Genomic DNA, 15529 nt, shown 5'->3' on the forward strand with positions numbered 1-15529 from the left:
TAATGCACTAGGAATTTGTTTTCTTTTTAATGTAGGTTTACTTTTTACACTATGTCTTGTATTAGTTGTATTTTGATTATTACTTGAGCCACTAGAGTTAGTTGATGAATTGTTGTTTTGCGAATTGTTGGTAGATTGTCCATTATTTCCACCGTTCCCATCGTTAGTATTATTCCCATTGTTACTTGAGTTTGAAGAACTAGCACTCGATGAATTGTTACTTGAGTTTGAAGAACTAGCACTCGATGAATTGCTACTAGAGTTTGAATTTGTTGTTGAAGGCTTTGTATCTGGCGGAAAACCATAAGGTTTTAACAAATCTAAAAACGAGTTACCTTTCTTATATATTTCGTCTAGTGTTCGAGATGTTGTGTCTGGATTGTCAATTAAATAAGGAACAATTGCATTTATGTAAGATTCAAAAAGCTCTTTATTTTTGATAAATAATTCGCCAGAATTTTTGAAACTATAACCGCAATGTTTTCTTTCTCTAAAAAGACGTTCAAAGATAATCGTTTTACCACCTGTTTTTCCTCTTCCTTCTCTAACTAACTTTTTGAAGTCTTCGCCTTTTAATTCTACTGCTTTATGGTAAAAGGTAGCAGTTTTTATAAAATCTTTAGGTTTAGAATCTATTTCAGTTAATGAGTCAATAGAGTTTCCAGAAGAGAATAATCTGTAAATCTCAATTGCTTTTGCAATTCTACCCCATTTTTTAAACAAATTACTGTTATGTTCTAGTCTAATACGTGTCTCTAAATCAGTTAGTTCTTTGTATTCTAAAACAGGTAATTCTTTAATTTCAAATTTTGGATGGCTTAATTTATAGTAATTGGGATGCTGTAAAGCTTTGACTGCTGAACATCTTCTATTACCATCCTTTACAATATATTTGCCATTGTCTTTATAAACCCATAGAGGTCTGTCATCATAATATTCCTCAGCAGTTGTTATTGCTTCCGCAATTTCGTTGGCCGATTCAGTCCATAATAAATATTCTATAATTTCTTCTTCTTTATCACTACCATTATATAGTTCGGCAAACCTTGGATTTTCTTTGTCTAAAATGAGTTCGTCAAGTTTTACTCTTTTTGCTGTATATTTTTTACTCATAATTAGTTGGTATAGAAAAACAAAGATAAAAGTTTTAAATTGGTGATTGTTTACGGGTTTCCTCAAATTACCGCCAACTATAATATAAGTGTATTACACTTATATTCTATATGGTTTATGTTTTATATACAAGCTAAAAATAAGAAAATAAAACTATTCATCTACACACTCTATAGGTCTGTTATGTACTTGTAACTTTACATCTTTTGGTGATACATAAGGGATACCCAGTCCCATACCACGAAGAATAAATAATAAACCAATAATCACAACAAAAACAGGAATAGCCTTGGTGATTTTTTTACGCAAGTCTATTGAAAAAATATTTTTAGAATAGACTGCCATGGTCATAATGGGTAAGGTTCCTAAACCAAACAGAAACATATACAAAGCGCCCAAATAAAACTCAGTAGTAGCAACAGCACCCACCAAAGCCATATAAACCATACCACAAGGTAAAAAGCCATTAAAAAACCCTATGCTAAAAATAGCTTTATTAGATTTTTGTTTCAAGTAAAAACCTAGTTTAGACTTAACTTGGCCGATTAAACGATATAAAGGTTTAGAGAAGTTGTATCTATTAAAAATCTTCACCGGAATCAAAACAATAACTATCATTAAAACACCTAATAGAATAGATAAACGTTGCTGAAAACCAGATAAAAACAATCCTTTACCTAATAAACCAAATAAGAGGCCTATACTACTATAAGCTAGCAATCTGCCTAAATGATACAGCATCGTTTGATAGGCTCCTTTTTGTTTATTTACTCTATCTATGGGTACTACAAAAGCTATAGGACCACACATACCCACACAGTGAAAACTACTTAACAAACCTAATATGATAGCAGAAAGTAACATCTAATACACAAACTCTTTTTTATAGAGATATTCTTTATTATTTTCGTTCCAACTAATTTTAATGTCCCAACGACCGCCTACCAACTTATTATCAGGTATGAGTAATGTAGTACGTTTAGATAAAACAAATGGGATGTTTATATCTAAACTTTGGTTAGACGGTCTATAGAGGGACACATTTCCCTTGATAGTTTCTGTTTTATAATTTGAAGGGAAACTAATTTCTATTCCTTTTTGAATTTTATTAAACTTTATTTCAATACCTAGTTTCTTGGTATTCTTATATTTATCAATATCATTTTGATAATTAAGTTCATCTTGATAATATTCTTCAGAGACTAAATCGTAATCATATTTTTTATTAGTACTCATCGTGATTACAAAATAGAGTATAAAACCTATAAATAAGATAAATGCGATAACAATACCTGTTCCCCAATTTATTTTCATGGTCTAATATTTTTTTGGTCCTAGAAAATTAGTTGATGTAGTCTCCACCAATTCTCCGTTTGAATAGACCCCTATTTTAATTTTCTCTTTACTCTTTTTTAATGATGCTCTTGGTATTTCGATAAATAAAGTACCTTCAGACAAGTCTTGCTTTGGCACCGATAATTGTTTTTCACCTACTAATTTTATAATACCGTCGTGTGAAATTAATTTTATTGCCACGTCATTAATTTCATCTGTAGTTTTATTAATTAATTTGTAAGTATATACATTACTAATTACATTGTTCTCTTTAGTAGTGTATAGTTGGCCTGGTAATCGTAAAACTGTTGCCTCAACTACATTACGCATAAAAAGCATGGCTATTAACACACCTACTAAAATTGTAAGTACAGCGGTATAGCTTTTAATACGTAAATTAAACTGTGGCTTCTCTTTCTTAGCAATATTATCTTCTGAAGCAAAGCGAATCAACCCTTTAGGAAGATCTACTTTTTCCATCATAAAATCACAGGCATCGATACAAGCTGTACAGTTTACACATTCTAGTTGCGTTCCATTTCGAATATCTATACCTGTAGGACATACATCTACACATTGATGACAATCTATACAGTCACCTTTACCTGATGCTGGCCGGTCTTCATTCTTTTTAAACTTAGTTCTTCCCGATTCTTTCTCACCACGTTTATAATCGTAGGCTACTACAATCGATTTCGTATCTAAAAGTACACTCTGTAATCTTCCATAAGGGCAAGCAATGATACAAACCTGTTCTCTAAACCATGAAAACACAAAGTAAAATACCAGTGTAAAAATGAGGATAGCCATCAATCCGCTAACATGATGTAAAGGATTATCGGTTATAATTTCAAAGAGTGCATCACTACCTATAATATATGCTAGAAACACATTCGCAATTAAAAAGGAAATGATAAAGAAAATTGTATGCTTTAAAACGCGTTTCTTTATTTTTTCGGGATTCCAAGCTTGCTTTTTTAATCGTATTTGTGCTCCTCTATCACCATCAATCGCATATTCTATTTTTCTAAAAAGCATTTCTAAAAAAATAGTCTGAGGGCATACCCACCCACAAAACACCCTACCAAACACTACTGTAAATAATGTAATAAACACCACACCAATAATCATAGAAATAACTAATAGGTGGAAATCTTGAGGCCAAAATGGAAATCCGAAAATATTAAATCGTCGTTCTATAACATTGAACAACAAAAACTGATTGCCATTAATCTTTACAAAGGGTGCAGCAAATAGAAAAATTAATAAAAACCAACTTACATAAGTACGGTATTTATAAAATCTACCACTTGGCTTTTTAGGAAATATCCATGATCGTTTACCACTTTCATCGATAGTACCTATAGAATCTCTAAAGCTATCTTTTGTTTGCTCACCCATTATTACAAACTTTTGCTATCTACTCGAGCGCAGTCGAGAGACTTTGGTTTTAACAAGATCTCGACTGCGCTCGACCTGACAAAATAATTTATTACTCTTTCCAGAGTTCGCCTTCTTTCTCTTTTGGTTTTTCTGGTGTTGTACCTTGTAAACTCAATACAAAACTGGTGACTTGTTGTATTTTTTCAGCACTTAAAGCATTCTTCCAAGCAATCATACCTTTTCCATCGCGACCGCCTTCTGCTATTGTTTTATAAATATTTTCGGCTCCACCACCCAAAATCCAATATTCATCAGTAAGATTTGGTCCAATACCACCTCCTCCATCATATACATGGCATGCTGCGCAGTTCGTTCTAAAAATTTTCTTTCCTGCCGCTATAATGTCTGCCCCACTCATGCTACTTTTATCTAATACAACAGGATTTGCACGTTTGTAATTCTCTACTTCTATTTTTGCCAATCGCATCTCTTCTTCGAAACTTTCTTTATTCGTATCACCTCCTAAAATATGATAGTAGCCTAAATACAACACAGCAAATACCATAGAAATGTAGAAAGAATATAACCACCATGGCGGTAATGAATTATCTAATTCTTTAATACCATCATAGTCATGATCTAATAAAATATCCTTTTCTTGGGTTATAGGTTTCGAACCCCACATACTTTTTAAAAACCCTTTAAACCCTTCAGATTCTGTTGCCTTTTCCGATTCAGCAGTTAACTCACTATCAGATTTACCTAATTTATTGGTAGCATTGCGTACAGCTTCTATACCTATAAGCGCAAATAACACACTCACTAAAAACAAAGCTACAGAAGGGTTCGAAATAAACGCTGGCTCAGAACCTGTTTTATAAAAGTATTCTGTAATTATGAAAATAATAAAGAATACTACAAGTACACGTAAAAAGGTTAAGGTTGATTTATTTTTCATAATTCAGTGGTATTATCGTTCTCTAAAGGTAGGTTACTCACTTTTTTTATATAATCTTTTCGCGCTGTAAATACCCACCAAAATAGAACGGTAAAAAAAACAAAGAATATTAACAGTGAGATCATTGGGTATATGGCAACACCTTCCATGCTTTCCATATGATGTTTTACAAACTTTAACATAACTAGTTATTTTGAGCAGTTTGCTCTGGTTTTACTTTAATATCTGTACCTAAACGTTGTAAATATGCTATTAACGCTACTATTTCACGCTCATTCATTGGTGTAAACTCAAGCCCACTAGCAGAGGCCTCTTTTTTTGAAGCTTCATAACTCTCTTCAAATGCTGGGTCTTGATATAAGCTTTTTTCAATGCCCAATGCTTGCTCTTTTATATGTGCTCGGGCATTGTTAATATCTTCTTGTGTATAGGGAACACCAAGTTTAACCATTACTTCCATTTTTTTCTCAATTTGAGAAATGTCTAATTTGTTTTTACTTAACCATTGATACGGAGGCATAATCGAACCCGGTGAAGTACTCTGAGGGTCGTTCATATGATTTAAATGCCAACTATCGGAATACTTACCTCCTTCTCTAGCCAAATCGGGTCCTGTACGTTTTGAACCCCATAAAAAAGGATGATCATATACAAATTCACCAGCTTTTGAGTATTCACCATAACGTTCTACTTCTGATCTAAAAGGACGAATCATTTGCGAATGGCAACCAACACAACCTTCTCGTATATAAATATCTCTACCTTCTAATTCTAAAGGTGTATAAGGCTTTACACTTGTAATAGTTGGAATATTCGATTTCACCATAATTGTTGGTACAATTTGAACAATACCACCAATAAGTATGGCAACAGTTGCCAACAAAGTTAGTTGTACAGGTTTTCTTTCTAAAGCATGATGCCATGTTTCACCAGCTAAGCGTCCTTTTTTAATTTTTATTAATGCTGGAGCTTCAGCAAATTCATCCTCAACCTTACTACCCGATTTTATTGTTTTAACTACATTGTATAACATAATTAAAGCACCAACAATATACATGGTACCACCAATGGCACGCATCCAATACATGGGCATAATCTGTGTAACTGTCTCTAAGAAGTTACCATAAACCAATGTACCATCTTGATTAAATTGCTTCCACATAGATGCTTGTACAAAACCAGCAACATACAAAGGTAGAGCGTACAAAATAATACCTAATGTACTTATCCAAAAATGTGTATTTGCTAATTTTGTAGAATATAATTTGGTTTTAAACATTCTTGGTATTAACCAGTAAATCATACCAAAGGTTAAGAAACCGTTCCATGCTAAGGCACCTACATGTACATGCGCAATAATCCAATCTGAAAAGTGCGCAATGGCATTAACACTTTTTAATGACAGCAAAGGTCCTTCAAACGTGGCCATACCATACCCAGTAATGGCAACAACCATAAATTTAAGTACAGGATCAACTCTAACTTTATCCCAAGCTCCACGTAGGGTTAAGAGTCCATTAATCATACCTCCCCAAGAAGGCATTAATAGCATGATAGAAAACACTACACCCAAATTTTGTGCCCAATCTGGTAAAGCTGTGTATAATAAGTGGTGAGGCCCTGCCCAGATATAAATAAAGATTAACGACCAGAAATGTACAATAGACAGTCGGTAAGAATAAATAGGTCTATTGGCAGCTTTGGGTATAAAGTAATACATTAAACCTAAAAACGGTGTCGTTAAAAAGAATGCAACCGCGTTATGACCATACCACCATTGTACCAAGGCATCTTGAACTCCTGCATAAACGGAATAACTTTTTAATGCGTTTACTGGTAATTCTAAACTGTTAAAAATATGAAGTACAGCAACGGTAACAAAAGTTCCTAAATAGAACCAGATTGCCACATATAAATGACGCTCTCTACGTTTTAAAATAGTACCAATCATATTAATGCCAAAAATCACCCATACTATTGCAATAGCAATATCTATAGGCCATTCGAGTTCGGCATATTCTTTACTTGTAGTATAGCCTAAAGGCAATGTTATGGCTGCTGCAACAATTATGAGTTGCCATCCCCAGAAGTTCAGTTTGCTTAATAGGTCACTATACATTCTAGCTTTTAGTAGGCGCTGTAATGAATAATAAACACCTGCGTAAATAGCATTACCTACAAAGGCAAAAATTACGGCATTGGTATGTAATGGACGTAAACGACCAAAACTTAGCCATGAAATACCACTTGTGAGGTTTGGAAACAGAAACATAAAGGCCAGTAAAAGACCAATTAACATTCCTACCAATCCCCAAACAATGGTAGCATACAAGAAGTTTTTTACAATCTTGTTGTCATAATAAAATTGTTGCATTTCCATAAATTATGAATTATCTAAAGGTTTTGAAGTTTCTTTTTTAGTTGATTTATTCTCGAAAAGCATTCGTATAGAAGGTGTTATAGCATCGTCGTATTGCCCATTACGCACAGCAAAAACAAACGCTGCTAAAAAAATAATTGCTATAATTATACTTACTGTAATTAATACATAAATTACACCCATACCTACCCGATTCTTTTACAAAATTAAATGAGCATTAGCTCAAAAAACATGATAAATGTCATGTTTTGCTTTTTTTACTATACGCCATAAAATTTGTAGCTATGGTTACAAAAATTACGATTGTTATTGAGCTTAAAGGCATTAAAATGGCAGCAATAATTGGCGATAAAAGACCATTTATAGCAAAATACATGCCTATAACATTATATAGTAATGAAATTACAAAACTTATTTTAATAATTCGCAAAGTACTCTTAGATAGTTTTAACAATTTATCAATAGTTGAAAATCTAGAAGCTTCTACGATACCATCAGAAGCGGGTGAAAATACATTAATATCTTCCGCGATGACCAAACCAACATTACTTTGCCTTAGAGCTCCTGCATCATTCAACCCGTCACCAATCATTAAAACGTTAGAACCTTTATCTTGCAATGCTTTAATATAATTGAGTTTATTTTGTGGTTTTTGGTTGAAAAATAAGCCGGTTTTTGCTGGTAACAGATGATGAAGTCGCTCTTTCTCTCCATCATTATCACCAGATAGTATTCCTAATGAATAATTTTTATCTAATTGTTTGAATAGGTAAGCTATATCTTCTCTATATAAGTTTTCAAAAATGAATTTTCCTTTTATCTCATCGTCAATGCTAACGTAAACATTCGTTTGTAGATCTGAAACATCAGTTGTATTTACAAAACTTGCAGACCCTATTTTAACATACTTTTGATTTACTATACCTTGTAAACCTTTACCCACTTGTTCTTTAAAAGATATTACTTCACTAAGACTAATTTCTTTTTCACTATTATAGATAGCTCTACTTAAGGGATGATTAGAATTTCTCAAAACACTAAAAATCGCTTGTTTTTCTTTAAAAGAAAGAGGATTTCCTTGATAAACAACATTTGATTTATTAGTCGTTATTGTACCTGTTTTGTCAAAAATAATAGTGTTTATATGGGATAGATTTTCAATAACATCGGTGTTTTTTAAATATATTTTTTGTTTGCCCAAAATACGAAGCATATTTCCTAAGGCAAATGGAGCAGATAGTGCCAAAGCACATGGGCATGCAACAATAAGTACAGCGGTCACTACATTGGCCACCATCGTAACATCTTTAAAATACCAATAAACACCTGCCAAAAAAGCAATCACTAAAACAGTTATCGTAAATTGTTTACTAATAGAATCTGTGAGATTCTTTATGTTACTTGTTTTTTCCTTATTAAAAATATCATTACTCCATAATTGTGTTAAATAACTTTGAGAAATAGAATGCAAGACCTCCATTTCAACAGCACCTGAAAGTTGCTTTCCTCCAGCAAATATTTTATCACCAGAGTGTTTGGCTATAGGTAATGATTCACCTGTTACAAAACTATAATCAATTTCTGCGCTTTTAGAAATAAGAATGCCATCAACAGGAATTAGTTCATTATTTCTAATCAATAACCTGTCTCCTTTTTTTACTTTATAAATGGAAACATTTATTTCAGATTTGTCATTATTTATTTTTGTAACGGCTACTGGAAAGTACGATTTATAATCACGCTCGAATGATAAGAAACTATACGTTTGCTGTTGAAATATTTTTCCAAGTAATAGAAAAAAAACGAACCCTGCCAAGCTGTCAAAATATCCTTGCCCCACATTAAAGAGTATTTCATAAGAACTTCTTAAAAACAATACAGAAATACCTAGCGCAATAGGCACATCAATATTTAAAATTTTATGTCTTATTCCTTTATATGCTGAAATAAAATAATCGCTTGCCGCATAAAAAACCACAGAGATAGAAGTTACAAAGATAATTGCTCTGAATAAGGGCTTGTATTTTTCTAACCAATACCCATCAGATTGAAAATATTCAGGGAAAGAAAGTAACATAATATTGCCAAAGGCAAATCCAGCTACAGCCAGCTTATAGATTAAAGATCTATCTATTTTTCTTTTGTTAACGGAATTGCTTTCTAAACTTATGCTTGGCTCATAGCCAATTGAGCTTAACAACTCTACTACTTGTCTTAGTGTAGTGATCGTATGATTAAATGCTATTCGTACTTCTTTTTTTGGAAAATTAACAATGGAAGAACTTACAGCACCATTTAGTTTGTTTAAATGTTCTAATACCCAAATACAAGAGCTGCAATGTATATGCGGAATGTAAAATGTAACGATGCTAGTGTTATTATTTTTAAAATCATAAAGGTTTTCAATAATGCTCTCAGTATCTAAGTAGTTGTATTTTCCATTAATCTGTTCTGGTATCTTACCAGGAGATTTCTCAAGATCATAATAGCTACCGAGTTCGTTTTCATTGAGAATTTGATATACAGTTTTACATCCGTTACAACAAAAATCCTTTTCGTTATATCGTATAATGGTATTATTACAGTCATCACCACAGTGATAACAATTAGTTACAGACATACATTACTCAATTACCTAAAACAAAAGTGTAGAATAAACTATTTCTAAAATATGACATTTATCATATATATTGAATATATTTGAATACATTTCTTTTTATAGGCATGAGCAAGTGTGAACAATGTATCGTCCGTCATTTTAATTCATTGAAGGCATTAACCAAAGATGAATTGATGCGAGTTTCTAACTGTAAAACTTCAAAGTTTGTTGCAAAGGGTGAAGTAATTTTTAAAGAAGGTGAGAAACTAAATGGTGTATTCTGCGTTCGTGATGGTGTCTGTAAAGTTTCAAAGCTCAGTGAAAACGGAAAAGATCAAATTATTAAGTTGCTAAAAAAAGGCGATATAATAGGGCAGCGTTCATTAATTAATGATGAAGTGACCAATCTAAGTGCAGTAGCTGTAAAAGATATGGAGTTATGTTTTATTCCTAAAAGTGAAATTGTAAATGACCTTCAAAATAATCCTAAATTTTCTATGGAGATGATGCGTGATATGGCGCAAAGCATCAAAGATACAGATGAGATGGTAATTGATTTTGCCCAAAAATCTGTAAAACAACGCCTTGCAAATAGTTTGTTGTTTTTAAAGGAAACTTTTGGAGAAGACGCGGATGGCAACTTAGATATTGTATTAACCCGTGAAGAAATGGCCAGCGTTATTGGAACAGCAACGGAGTCTGCAATACGATTACTTTCTGAATTTAAGAAGAAGGGAGTTATAACTCTAATTGGAAAAAAATTGAAGGTTACCAACGAAAAGGAATTAGAAAAAATAGCTGCAGGTTTTTAATTTTTTATTGTGCCTTATATCGCTCAATAATTTGATCTACATTATTAATCGTTTTTTTAGTCCAATCTAAACGCAATACCTGTTTTTCTTCCTCTGTTAGTTGCCAGTTTATAGTAGAACTTCTTAATCTTGAAGTAACATCATTTAAAATAATAGCGGTTGCTACAGAAATATTTAGGCTTTCTGTAAAACCCACCATGGGTATTTTTAAAAATCCATCTGCTTGATTCATAATATCTTCAGAAACACCTTCTTTTTCTACCCCCATTACAAAAGCTGTTTTTTTAGAAATATCAAAATCTTCTAATAAGCAAGAATCATTATGAGGTGTGGTAGCAATGATCTGATATCCTTTTGAACGTACCGTATCTAAACATGCTTGCGTATTATACTGTAGTTTATTAAATTGATAAATATTAGTCCATTTCTGTGCTCCTTTCGCTACTTGATTTGACACATAGCTATGATATTTATTTTCGATAGCATACAAATCTTGCAATCCGAATACATCACAACTTCGCACTACGGCACTTGTATTATGTTTTTGATAAATATCTTCTAAAATCACTGTAAAATGACGTGTACGATACGTAAGTACCTGCTCGAAAGTAGCTTTTCTGTTTTCAGTAATAAAAGACTGTAAGTAGTCTAGTAATGTTAAATCAACCACAAATAATTATTTTGGTAAATATATAATAACTGTAAATTAGCTAAAGAAATATTAATTTAAAAATGTGATTCCCATTTTCACGGAAAATAAATATGAAAAAAATTGTTGTTCTTACTGGCGCAGGCATCAGTGCAGAAAGTGGTGTAAGTACTTTTCGTGATTCAGGCGGTCTCTGGGAAGGTCATGATGTTATGAAAGTAGCCTCTCCTCAAGGGTTTGCTTCAAACCCTGAGTTAGTGTTAGATTTCTACAATCAACGAAGAAGACAGTTATTAGAAGTCTCTCCTAATACTGCACATGTAGCCTTGGCTAGTTTAGAAAATCAATACGATATCACTATCATAACTCAAAATGTAGATGATCTACATGAGCGTGCTGGAAGTTCTGATGTTTTACACTTACATGGCGAATTATTAAAAGCGAGAAGTGTACAAAATGAACAGTTGGTTTTTAGATGGAAAAAAGATATAGTTCTTGGTGATTTAGCCGAAGACGGGTCACAAATGCGCCCACATATTGTATGGTTTGGCGAAGCAGTACCTATGTTAGAGCCAGCAATTCAAATCACAGAGCAAGCTGATATTTTCGTAATTATTGGCACTTCTATGCAAGTATATCCAGCGGCAAGCTTAGTGCATTATATAAAATCAAATACTCCAATTTATTTTATTGACCCAAAACCATCAGTTTCAGCAAGAGATTTTAATAGTTTAACCATTATCCCTGAAAAGGCAACTGTTGGGGTGGTACAATTGATCAATCAATATTTGAATGGATAAAGAACTCTTCACTAGTCTAATAGTTAAAGGAAAATATCGATGGGAGCATAGAGAATTGTTAGTTAATTCGGCTACAACACATCCTGAATTGATATTAGCTCTATTAGAAAACATGAAAAAGGTTGATGAAAAAGATTCTGCATATTCCGCTAGAATATTAGAATTGGCTGTAAAAAAGAATATTAGCGTTTTATTACCTTTTATAAATGAATTTTCTCAACTCTTAGGAATATTAAAATTCGATGGGTCAGTCAGGGCAAGTGCTAAACTCATTGAAATATGCTGTATTGAGTATTTTATAAAATACGATCCTGTCTTTAGGGAAAAACTTACTGATAATCAACTTGAACTTTTTACTGAAGCATGTTTTGATTGGATGATTACGGATAGAGCCATAGCTATTCAAGCACATGCTATGTATTCATTATATCTTTTAGGCCAAAAATTTGACTGGGTACACCCAGAATTAATTCAAATAATTGATAAAAATCTACCTAATGGTAGTACTGGTTATCAAAATCGAGGAAAAAAGGTAATCAAAGCGATACAATCTAATACCCTACTTAAGCTTTATTAGAAATCAATTGATATATACCTTCATATAATTTGCCGCCAGAAATAACACTTCCTTTTTCAATAAGATCAAATAATTCTTGGTTACGCTCTTTTGCATATTTCTTTTCACCTCTCATAAACTCAATGGAAGGATCATTAGTATTATCAAAAAACCATTGGTACTCTTTTTCATTAAAAAAATCAAAACTTTCTTTATTTACCTGAGCAACTATACGTAAGATTGATTTCTCTTCGCATTTAAATAAATTTACTGTTTGCTTAGAAAAATGTTCTAAGTATTTTGTCTTGGTTAATGCATCATCCCATACAACATCACTAAATAAGTTAAGTTCTTCTGCTGCCATTTTAGGATTCTCTTCTTTAATTTTCTTCCACTCATTTACATCGATTTGCTGAGTGGCTAAAAACTGAGCAAATTCTTTATGTAGTGCTTCAAACTGTTCTTTACTTAATTGTCTGTACTTCATATCTGATTCTAAAAAGTCTGCAAAAATAAAAAAACCGCTCTGTATTAGAACGGTTTTTCAAAACTTAACATTTGATATTATTCACAAATGTTTATTTTTTTGCTTCTGCAACGACATCAAAAGGCATTTCAACTATCACCTCTCTATGTAATCGAACTTTAGCATTATACTTTCCTAATCTCTTTACAAGACCACCAGCAACTGTAATATACTTTTTATCTAGCTCATGACCTGCTTTTGCGATTGCTTCTGCAACGTCTGCATTACTAACTGAACCAAATAATTTATCTCCAGCTCCTGTTTTAGCAGCTATTTTTATTTCTAAGGTTTTTAAAGCTTCTGCTACTTTATTTGCTTCAGCAATAATATTAGCCTCTCTATGAGCTCTTTGTTTTAAATTCTCAGCCAATACTTTCTTAGCAGAACTTGTTGCTAATACAGCATATCCCTGAGGAATTAAGAAATTACGACCATAACCATTCTTAACAGTTACGACATCATCTGTAAAACCTAAGTTTGCTACGTCTTTCTTTAATATCAATTCCATATCGTACTGTTTTATTATTTTAACATATCACCTACATAAGGCATTAATGCCAAATGACGTGCTCTTTTAATTGCTTGTGATACTTTACGTTGATATTTTAATGAAGTACCTGTTAAACGACGTGGTAAGATTTTACCTTGCTCATTCACTAGATACATTAAAAAATCAGCATCCTTATAATCGATATACTTAATTCCGTTTTTCTTAAAACGACAGTATTTTTCTTTCTTTTGGGTTTCTATATCAAGCGGAGTCAAATATCTGATCTCTGCCTTGTTACCTTCTTTAGCCTGTTGATCTATTGATGCCATACCTTAGTTTTTTGTAGATTTAACTTTAGCTCTTCTTTTCTCTGCCCAAGCAGCAGCGTGCTTATCTAACTTTACCGTTAAATAACGCATAATACTATCATCTCTTCTAAACTCTAACTCAAAAGGAGCGATAGCTTCGCCAGTAACTTTGTAATCAAATAAATGATAAAAGCCAGTTTTTTTCTTTTGGATTGGGTAGGCTAATTTTTTTAAGCCCCAATCTTCTTTGTGTATCATTTCGGCACCTTTAGAAACCAAGTAGTCCTCAAACTTCTTTACTGTTTCCTTTACCTGAGTATCAGATAAAACGGGATTCAAAATGAAAACAGTTTCGTAATGATTCATAATTAAATTTTTAATTGTTTAATTTTAAGCGTGCAAATATACAAAGTTTTTTATTTAAAAAGCCTTAGATTTAGACAATTAATCGCAAAATGAGAATTCAATTTCTACCAATTATTTTCTTACTGCTTATCTTTCCTTCTAAGGATGCAAAAAAGAGCAATCATTTTACCAAAAAAAAAGTACCTGAGAAAAAGGCTAAATTCGAACCTAATGATGGTGAATGTCTATTTTTTATTGGGCAAGACCTACAAGCAACTGGGGGTTTAGATAACTATAAAGATGGGTATTGTGACCATTTTGATACACCTGCTGGTTTTACTGTTTATACAAATTTTTCACCAGGTGATGAATCGTTTGGTTATTACAACAAAGGAAACGATGGAATCAAAACCAAAGCCAATTGGGGTGCTGGCGATAGCTGCGCACAGTGCTACATCGATGATGATGATTATAAGTACAGCGTGTTAGCTATCGGATTATCAATGGTAAATCATGAAAAGAAAATTGCCAAAGGTAAACATGATAATTTAATTAAAACCCTCGGTAAATGGATCAAAGAAACTAGACGTCCAGTCTTTCTAAGAATTGGTTATGAATTTGATGGATGGGAGTGGAATCACTATACTAGAAAACACTATATAAAAGTCTGGAAACGAATTCGTACAATCTTTGATGCGTTAAAAGTTGAGAATGTAGCATACGTGTGGCAATCTAAAGGTACAGGGTCTGATCAGAAGATATTAGAAGCATGGTATCCTGGTGATGCACTCGTCGATTGGTGTGGATATTCTTATTTTGGCAACCCAGATGAAGAGATGCTCACATTTGCAAGAAAGCACAACAAACCGGTATTTATTGCAGAAGCATCGCCTGTGCTAGAAACAGAGAATCTATATTTTAATACCGATCTCAAAGATCCAAAGATAGCACAGCAGGTATGGCAACAATGGTTTGTCCCATTTATTAATACTATAAACAATAATAAAGATGTTATAAAAGCATTTAGTTACATCAATACGAATTGGTCTATAGAACCGATGTGGCTAAATAATCCTGTATTTCAAAAAGTAGATTCTCGAATTCAGATGAGTCCTTATATTTCGGGCAGATGGCAAGAAGAAATTTCGAAACCTAGATATTTAAAACCAACTCCTGAATTATTCGATAATTTGAAATAAAATAAATATATAACCCGCTAAACGGGAATAGATCATAAATAATTGACTAAGCGTTTATATTGAAGATTAGTGGTAA

General features: G+C 32.6%; 18 protein-coding genes. 4 read left to right on the forward strand and 14 right to left on the reverse strand.

Annotated features, from left to right (window positions below; translation table 11 throughout):
- The 9 genes from AC1EUY_RS07800 to AC1EUY_RS07840 all read right to left on the reverse strand — a co-directional run.
- The coding region (locus AC1EUY_RS07800; protein WP_480194956.1) for a hypothetical protein at positions 1-1113 on the reverse strand (1113 nt) is incomplete at its 3' end.
- Positions 1114-1266: 153 nt separating this feature from the next.
- Entirely contained in the window at positions 1267-1977 is a 711-nt protein-coding gene (locus AC1EUY_RS07805) for a sulfite exporter TauE/SafE family protein (protein WP_480194957.1), read from the reverse strand.
- Entirely contained in the window at positions 1978-2427 is a 450-nt protein-coding gene (locus tag AC1EUY_RS07810) for a FixH family protein (protein WP_480194958.1), read from the reverse strand. It abuts the gene before it with no gap.
- A gap of 3 nt (positions 2428-2430) precedes the next feature.
- On the reverse strand, positions 2431-3849 hold the full coding sequence (ccoG, locus tag AC1EUY_RS07815; RefSeq protein WP_480194959.1) for a cytochrome c oxidase accessory protein CcoG: 1419 nt from the start codon (positions 3847-3849) through the stop codon (positions 2431-2433).
- A 91-nt stretch (positions 3850-3940) separates the two neighbouring features.
- On the reverse strand, positions 3941-4789 hold the full coding sequence (locus AC1EUY_RS07820; RefSeq protein ID WP_480194960.1) for a cbb3-type cytochrome c oxidase N-terminal domain-containing protein: 849 nt from the start codon (positions 4787-4789) through the stop codon (positions 3941-3943).
- Complete coding sequence (locus tag AC1EUY_RS07825) at positions 4786-4971, reverse strand: CcoQ/FixQ family Cbb3-type cytochrome c oxidase assembly chaperone (RefSeq protein WP_480194961.1); 186 nt, start codon at positions 4969-4971, stop codon at positions 4786-4788. Before AC1EUY_RS07825 ends, AC1EUY_RS07820 begins: the two co-directional genes overlap by 4 nt.
- Positions 4972-4973: 2 nt before the next feature.
- Entirely contained in the window at positions 4974-7169 is a 2196-nt protein-coding gene (gene ccoN / locus AC1EUY_RS07830; protein ID WP_480194962.1) for a cytochrome-c oxidase, cbb3-type subunit I, read from the reverse strand.
- A 3-nt stretch (positions 7170-7172) separates the two neighbouring features.
- Positions 7173-7352 (reverse strand): cbb3-type cytochrome oxidase assembly protein CcoS, encoded by a 180-nt coding sequence (gene ccoS, locus AC1EUY_RS07835; protein ID WP_480194963.1) that lies wholly within the window; start codon positions 7350-7352, stop codon positions 7173-7175.
- A gap of 58 nt (positions 7353-7410) precedes the next feature.
- Positions 7411-9789, reverse strand: coding sequence for a heavy metal translocating P-type ATPase (locus AC1EUY_RS07840; RefSeq protein WP_480194964.1), 2379 nt, complete (start codon positions 9787-9789; stop codon positions 7411-7413).
- A 104-nt stretch (positions 9790-9893) separates the two neighbouring features.
- Here AC1EUY_RS07840 and AC1EUY_RS07845 point away from each other — a divergent pair, with 104 nt between their 5' ends.
- The gene (locus tag AC1EUY_RS07845; RefSeq protein WP_480194965.1) at positions 9894-10580 is read left to right on the forward strand and encodes a Crp/Fnr family transcriptional regulator; all 687 of its coding nucleotides are present in this window, start codon (positions 9894-9896) and stop codon (positions 10578-10580) included.
- 4 nt (positions 10581-10584) lie between these two features.
- Here the strand turns inward: AC1EUY_RS07845 and AC1EUY_RS07850 are convergent, their stop codons facing one another.
- Positions 10585-11250, reverse strand: coding sequence for a TrmH family RNA methyltransferase (locus tag AC1EUY_RS07850; RefSeq protein WP_480194966.1), 666 nt, complete (start codon positions 11248-11250; stop codon positions 10585-10587).
- 92 nt (positions 11251-11342) lie between these two features.
- Here AC1EUY_RS07850 and AC1EUY_RS07855 point away from each other — a divergent pair, with 92 nt between their 5' ends.
- Together AC1EUY_RS07855 and AC1EUY_RS07860 are read left to right on the forward strand one after the other, a co-directional pair.
- On the forward strand, positions 11343-12029 hold the full coding sequence (locus AC1EUY_RS07855) for an SIR2 family NAD-dependent protein deacylase (RefSeq protein WP_480194967.1): 687 nt from the start codon (positions 11343-11345) through the stop codon (positions 12027-12029).
- The gene (locus tag AC1EUY_RS07860) at positions 12022-12606 is read left to right on the forward strand and encodes a hypothetical protein (protein WP_480194968.1); all 585 of its coding nucleotides are present in this window, start codon (positions 12022-12024) and stop codon (positions 12604-12606) included. The genes AC1EUY_RS07855 and AC1EUY_RS07860 overlap by 8 nt, the downstream gene beginning before the upstream one ends.
- Here AC1EUY_RS07860 and AC1EUY_RS07865 read toward each other — a convergent pair.
- The 4 genes from AC1EUY_RS07865 to rpsF form a co-directional block, all read right to left on the reverse strand.
- Positions 12593-13072: a DUF6495 family protein gene (locus tag AC1EUY_RS07865; RefSeq protein WP_480194969.1), complete on the reverse strand. Its 480-nt coding sequence runs from the start codon at positions 13070-13072 to the stop codon at positions 12593-12595. The genes AC1EUY_RS07860 and AC1EUY_RS07865 overlap by 14 nt on opposite strands.
- A 91-nt stretch (positions 13073-13163) precedes the next feature.
- A complete protein-coding gene (rplI, locus tag AC1EUY_RS07870) occupies positions 13164-13619 on the reverse strand; it encodes a 50S ribosomal protein L9 (protein WP_480194970.1) in 456 nt (151 codons plus the stop codon).
- A 14-nt stretch (positions 13620-13633) separates the two neighbouring features.
- Entirely contained in the window at positions 13634-13930 is a 297-nt protein-coding gene (rpsR, locus tag AC1EUY_RS07875) for a 30S ribosomal protein S18 (RefSeq protein WP_480192198.1), read from the reverse strand.
- A 3-nt stretch (positions 13931-13933) separates the two neighbouring features.
- Positions 13934-14275, reverse strand: coding sequence for a 30S ribosomal protein S6 (gene rpsF, locus AC1EUY_RS07880; RefSeq protein WP_480194971.1), 342 nt, complete (start codon positions 14273-14275; stop codon positions 13934-13936).
- An 89-nt stretch (positions 14276-14364) separates the two neighbouring features.
- Here rpsF and AC1EUY_RS07885 point away from each other — a divergent pair, with 89 nt between their 5' ends.
- A complete protein-coding gene (locus tag AC1EUY_RS07885) occupies positions 14365-15453 on the forward strand; it encodes a glycoside hydrolase family 26 protein (RefSeq protein WP_480194972.1) in 1089 nt (362 codons plus the stop codon).
- Positions 15454-15529: the final 76 nt, after the last annotated feature.

The sequence above is a fragment of the Maritimimonas sp. 2210JD6-3 genome (assembly GCF_056591795.1).

Coding starts and splice junctions, on each gene's coding strand:
- AC1EUY_RS07805 (WP_480194957.1), bottom strand. CDS start 1,977: ATGTTACTTTCTGCTATCATATTAGGTTTGTTAAGTAGTTTTCACTGT.
- AC1EUY_RS07810 (WP_480194958.1), bottom strand. CDS start 2,427: ATGAAAATAAATTGGGGAACAGGTATTGTTATCGCATTTATCTTATTT.
- ccoG (WP_480194959.1), bottom strand. CDS start 3,849: ATGGGTGAGCAAACAAAAGATAGCTTTAGAGATTCTATAGGTACTATC.
- AC1EUY_RS07820 (WP_480194960.1), bottom strand. CDS start 4,789: ATGAAAAATAAATCAACCTTAACCTTTTTACGTGTACTTGTAGTATTC.
- AC1EUY_RS07825 (WP_480194961.1), bottom strand. CDS start 4,971: ATGTTAAAGTTTGTAAAACATCATATGGAAAGCATGGAAGGTGTTGCC.
- ccoN (WP_480194962.1), bottom strand. CDS start 7,169: ATGGAAATGCAACAATTTTATTATGACAACAAGATTGTAAAAAACTTC.
- ccoS (WP_480194963.1), bottom strand. CDS start 7,352: ATGGGTGTAATTTATGTATTAATTACAGTAAGTATAATTATAGCAATT.
- AC1EUY_RS07840 (WP_480194964.1), bottom strand. CDS start 9,789: ATGTCTGTAACTAATTGTTATCACTGTGGTGATGACTGTAATAATACC.
- AC1EUY_RS07845 (WP_480194965.1), top strand. CDS start 9,894: ATGAGCAAGTGTGAACAATGTATCGTCCGTCATTTTAATTCATTGAAG.
- AC1EUY_RS07855 (WP_480194967.1), top strand. CDS start 11,343: ATGAAAAAAATTGTTGTTCTTACTGGCGCAGGCATCAGTGCAGAAAGT.
- AC1EUY_RS07860 (WP_480194968.1), top strand. CDS start 12,022: ATGGATAAAGAACTCTTCACTAGTCTAATAGTTAAAGGAAAATATCGA.
- AC1EUY_RS07865 (WP_480194969.1), bottom strand. CDS start 13,072: ATGAAGTACAGACAATTAAGTAAAGAACAGTTTGAAGCACTACATAAA.
- rplI (WP_480194970.1), bottom strand. CDS start 13,619: ATGGAATTGATATTAAAGAAAGACGTAGCAAACTTAGGTTTTACAGAT.
- rpsR (WP_480192198.1), bottom strand. CDS start 13,930: ATGGCATCAATAGATCAACAGGCTAAAGAAGGTAACAAGGCAGAGATC.
- rpsF (WP_480194971.1), bottom strand. CDS start 14,275: ATGAATCATTACGAAACTGTTTTCATTTTGAATCCCGTTTTATCTGAT.
- AC1EUY_RS07885 (WP_480194972.1), top strand. CDS start 14,365: ATGAGAATTCAATTTCTACCAATTATTTTCTTACTGCTTATCTTTCCT.